This is a genomic window from Rhodobaculum claviforme (assembly GCF_016653255.1).
In the GTDB taxonomy this organism is placed as follows: Bacteria; Pseudomonadota; Alphaproteobacteria; order Rhodobacterales; family Rhodobacteraceae; genus Rhodobaculum; species Rhodobaculum claviforme.
This window is the reverse complement of sequence record NZ_NHSD01000076.1, coordinates 1-4,602: the sequence shown is the minus strand read 5'-3', so window position 1 is coordinate 4,602 and position 4,602 is coordinate 1. Positions and strand designations below refer to the sequence as shown.

6 protein-coding genes are annotated in these 4,602 nt (G+C 72.2%); 5 read left to right on the top strand and 1 reads right to left on the bottom strand.

What is annotated here, in order from left to right; genetic code table 11:
• Window positions 1-404, top strand: a 404-nt coding sequence (locus tag CCR87_RS01280; RefSeq protein ID WP_201155518.1) for a trimethylamine methyltransferase family protein, incomplete at its 5' end; no start/stop codon positions are given.
• Here the strand turns inward: CCR87_RS01280 and CCR87_RS01275 are convergent.
• Complete coding sequence (locus tag CCR87_RS01275; protein ID WP_201155517.1) at window positions 311-724, bottom strand: DUF6477 family protein; 414 nt, start codon at window positions 722-724, stop codon at window positions 311-313. The two genes, CCR87_RS01280 and CCR87_RS01275, sit on opposite strands and share 94 nt — an antisense overlap.
• Before the next feature lie 211 nt (window positions 725-935).
• On the opposite strand from CCR87_RS01275, the gene CCR87_RS01270 reads away from it, so the two are divergent.
• The 4 genes from CCR87_RS01270 to tatB all read left to right on the top strand — a co-directional run.
• Window positions 936-2,072, top strand: a complete 1,137-nt coding sequence (locus tag CCR87_RS01270) for a DUF6456 domain-containing protein (RefSeq protein WP_201155516.1) — start codon at window positions 936-938, stop codon at window positions 2,070-2,072.
• A gap of 163 nt (window positions 2,073-2,235) precedes the next feature.
• Window positions 2,236-3,735, top strand: a complete 1,500-nt coding sequence (locus tag CCR87_RS01265) for a Do family serine endopeptidase (RefSeq protein ID WP_420850135.1) — start codon at window positions 2,236-2,238, stop codon at window positions 3,733-3,735.
• A 162-nt stretch (window positions 3,736-3,897) separates the two neighbouring features.
• A complete protein-coding gene (locus CCR87_RS01260; RefSeq protein ID WP_201155515.1) occupies window positions 3,898-4,161 on the top strand; it encodes a twin-arginine translocase TatA/TatE family subunit in 264 nt (87 codons plus the stop codon).
• 58 nt (window positions 4,162-4,219) lie between these two features.
• Window positions 4,220-4,602: Sec-independent protein translocase protein TatB (gene tatB / locus CCR87_RS01255; RefSeq protein WP_201155514.1), on the top strand; the 383-nt coding region annotated here is incomplete at its 3' end.

Sequence of the window (4,602 nt, the reverse complement as noted above, 5' to 3'; positions counted from 1 at the left end):
CCGCGGGGTGGCTGGAGGGGGGGCTGGTGGCGTCCTACGAGAAATTCGTGATGGATGCCGACCAGTTGGGCGCCCTTCATCACCTTGCGCGCGGCGTCGACATGTCCGAGGCCGGACAGGCCATGGACGCCCTGCGCGAGGTCGGGCCGGGGGGCCACTTCCTCGGCTGCACCCACACCCAGGCACATTTCCAGGAGGCGTTCTGGCGCTCGCGGGTGTTCGATTACAAGCCTTTCGAGACCTGGGACGAGGACGGCGCGCGCGACACCCAGGCGCTGGCGGCGGCCCGGGTGGCGCGGATGCTGGGCGACTACGAGGCGCCGCCGCTGGACCCCGCCACGCGCGAGGCGCTGGAGGCATTCGCCACACGGCGCAAGGCCGAGATGCCCGACGCCTTCGGCTGAGGCGCCACACCCCGCCCGCGTCGGGCCTCGGGCAGGGGCGGATGCTGCGGCAGATGCTGCGCCTCGCCCATCAGCGCGATCAGCACCTCCACATGGCGCGCGACGCTGTAGGCCGCGTCGCCCGCCCGCCGCTGGCGGTCAAGCTCGTCCTCGCGGCGCATCAGATGGGCCACCACCTGCGCCGGGGCATGGGCCCCGACGGCGGCCAGCGCACGGCGCAGGCCGGGGGTGCGGCGATACTCGGCCAGGCCGAAGCGGGCGGCGCGAATCAGAAGCCGGGGGCGGCTGAGACGCGCAAGCGCGCCGTGCAGGTCTGTCATGGTGTTCCCTCAGGTTGCAGCACACCCGAAGAATGCACAACCAAGGCGAGTGTTGCGCAACGGCATCAGCCTGCGCGCGGTGGTTTCAGGACAGTTTAGGAATTGGATACAATTATCGTCATACGCGGCGATTTTAACTTATCGGTAACAAATCCTGCGGCACCTGTGGACACAACGCGGCCCCGATCGGGGCGCCAGAGGGGGATGACACATGACGGCCGACATCCGCAGGCCTGGGCAGTTCCCATGCTGGGTGCCCGCCGCCGTGGGCCTTTACCTGCTCCACACCGAAGAGGGGGTGCCGCTGCGCACGCTCGCGCGCCAGGTCGGCTGCCACCCCTCCACCGTGCTGCGCCAGGTCCGCCGGTTCGAAAATCGCCGCGACGACCCGCTGATCGACGAGGCGCTGTCCCGGCTGGGTCGGGCGCGCACCGCCGCACCCGCTGCGGCGGCGTCCGACAGCGGACCAAGCGCCACGACCCCCAACAAGGATACCCCCGACATGATGGCACGCCTGCGTCCCCTGACCGACGAAGACCGCATCCAGCGCGAGGCCCTGCGCATCCTGCGCCGGTTGTGCGAAAGCGGCACCCTGCTGGCGATCGCCCCCGAGATGCCGCGCGCGGTGATCCTGAAGGAGACCGCCGATGGCGGCACCGCGCGCATCGCCGTGCTCGACCGCGAGGTGGCGCAGGTGTTCGCGCTGAAGGACTGGATCGTGTGCCGCCGCGCGGGACGGGTGGCGACCTACGGCATCACGCCGGCGGGGCGGGCCGCGCTCAAGCGGATGCTGGCCGAGCAGGCCGACCACACCGGCCTGGCCGAGGCCCCCGCGCCCTTCGCCGCACAGCACCGCGAGATGGCCGAGCGCACCCTCCACCATGCCGACGGCCCCGACGAGCGGCTGCGCGTCAACGTCGCCGAAAGCCCCGCCGCGATGCTGTCGCGGCGCAAGGGCGCGGACGGCAAGCCGTTCCTGTCGGCCGATCTGCTGGCCGCAGCCGAGCGCCTGCGCGAGGATTTCGAGCTGGCGCAGATCGGCCCGCGCGTGGCGCAGAACTGGGACCGGTTCCTGACCGCCGGCGGGCGCGGCGGGTTCTCGGGGCGGGGTCCGGCCGACGGGCCGCGCGATGCGCGCGAACGGGTGGCGGCGGCGCTGCGGGATCTGGGTCCGGGGCTGGGCGACGTGGCGCTGCGCTGCTGCTGTTTCCTGGAGGGGCTGGAGGCCACCGAGCGGCGCATGGGCTGGTCGGCGCGCTCGGGCAAGATCGTGCTGCGCATCGCCCTTGTGCGCCTGCGCCGACACTACGACGAGACCGCCGGCGGGCGCGGCCCGATGATCGGCTGATCCGGTGCGGGGCGGCGCGGCCGCCTGGCCCGTCGTCACGTCCCGTTGAGGGGGGCGGGGGCGGGCCTTGCGTCCTTTGCGTTTGCCGCCGGGCTCCCTATCTATGCGCGCAGGGCCATGGCCGGGCCGCCCGGTGGGCGCACGGCCCCAAGGAGGATTGCCGATGACATCACGGGAACCGAACGCACGATCCGCACCGCGCGCCATTGCCATGCGCGCCCCGCGGGTCGAGCCGCTGCGGATGCTGGCGGGGCTGGTGCTGACGCTGATCGTGGCGCTGGCACTGGCGCTGCCGGCGCTGGCGCGGATGCCCGACAGCTTTGCCGACCTGTCCGAACGGGTGAGCCCGGCGGTGGTCAACATCACCACCACCACCACCGTCGCCGGTCGCCCCGAGGGCGGGCCGCCCATCCCCGAAGGCTCTCCGTTCGAGGATTTCTTCCGCGACTTCTTCGACCGCCGCGGCGGCCCCGGTCCCGAGAACAACCGGCCGCGCCGCAGCCAGGCGCTGGGATCGGGCTTCGTGATCTCGGACGACGGGTTCATCGTGACCAACAACCACGTCATCGAGGGCGCCGACGAGATCCGGGTGGAGTTCTTTTCCGGCCTGGAGCTGCAGGCCGAGCTGGTGGGCACCGACCCGCTGACCGACCTCGCGCTGCTGAAGGTCGATCACGCCAGCCCGCTGCCGCATGTCCCCTGGGGCGACAGCGAGGCCGCGCGCGTGGGCGACTGGGTGATCGCCGTGGGCAATCCGCTGGGGCAGGGGTTCTCGGTCTCGGCCGGGATCATTTCGGCCAAGGGGCGCGCGCTCCAGGGCAGCTTTGACGACTATATCCAGACCGACGCGGCGATCAACCGCGGCAACTCGGGCGGGCCGCTGTTCAACATGGACGGCGAGGTGATCGGCGTGAACACCGCGATCCTGTCGCCGACCGGCGGGTCGATCGGGATCGGGTTCGCGATGTCCTCGGCGGTGGCCACGCGGGTCGTGGACCAGTTGCAGCAGTTCGGCGAAACCTCGCGCGGGTGGCTGGGCGTGCGCATCCAGGACGTCAGCGACGAGATCGCCGAGGCGATCGGGCTGGACGGCGCGCGCGGCGCACTGGTCACCGACGTCCCCGAAGGCCCCGCGCAGGAGGCCGGGGTGCAGTCGGGCGACGTGATCGTGCGCTTTGACGGCGGCCCCGTGGCCGACACCCGCGATCTGGTGCGCCGCGTCGGCAACGCCGAGGTCGGCCGCGAGGTCCAGCTGGGCGTGTTCCGCGAGGGTGACGAGGTCGAGGTGACGGTCGTGCTCGGCCGTCGCGAGGCCGCCGAAGGCGCTCCCATGCGGCCCGCCCCCGCCCCCGAGGCCCCGGCCCGGGTCGACCTTCTGGGCCTGTCGCTGCAACCGCTGAGCGATGCGCTGCGCGACGAGCTGGGCCTGCCGTCGGGAATGGACGGGCTGGCGATCACCGCCGTGGACGAGGACAGCGAGGCCTGGACCAAGGGCCTGCGCGCCGGCGACGTCATCACCGAGGCCGGACAGACCTCGGTCGACAGCCTCGCCGCCTTCGAGGACCAGATCGCGCAGGCGCAGGAGGCCGGGCGGCGCTCGTTGCTGCTGCTGATCCGCCGCGGGGGCGAGCCGCGCTTCGTGGCCATCGCCATCGCGGACTGACGCCACGGGGCCGCCCGGGCGCCGCATGCCCGGGCGGTCCGGGGCGGGGGAATTTTCCGCACCGGCTGCTTTGGGGCTTTGATTGCCCCGTCGAAAGCCATAAATGGACCAAGGTCGGCGGACGAGGTCTGCGCACCCGGCGCCGCGTCAAGGGAGAGTATCATGCTCAACAACATCGGCCTTCCCGGCCTGATCCTGCTGGCCATCGTCGTGCTCGTGCTGTTCGGGCGGGGCAAGATCGCCTCGCTGATGGGCGAGGTCGGCAAGGGCATCACCGCCTTCAAGCGCGGCGTCAAGGACAGCACCGAGGAGAGCGATCGCGCGCTGGAGGAGGCCCGTGACGTCACCCCGGAAGACGGCACCCGGCCGGAGGCTGCGCGCCGCGAGACCCCCGCGGACACCACCGCTGACCGCAACAAGGCCTGAGCCCGCCTGCGGGGCGCGCGCACCCGCGCGCGTCGCCGCCGCGGCATGGTGAGCGCACATGTTCGACATCGGCTGGACCGAGCTTCTGATCATCGGGATCGTCGCCCTCATCGTGGTGGGGCCCAAGGACCTTCCGGGGATGTTCCGCACTCTGGGGCGGGTCACCGGCAAGGCCCGCGCGATGGCGCGCGATTTCCAGCGTGCCATGGAGCAGGCTGCCGACGATTCCGGCGTCAAGGACATGGCCAAGGAGTTCCGCGACGCCGCCTCGGCCAAGGATTTCGGCACCGACGCGCTGAAGGATCTCGGCCGCGATCCCGCGAAATGGGCCCGTGACGCCGCGCGCAAGTCGATCCTGAGCCCCGAGGAACAGGCCGAGGCCGAGGCGTCCGACGCCGCGGCGGGCGCCGCCACCCGCGGCCCGGCCACCGAGGCGCTGGC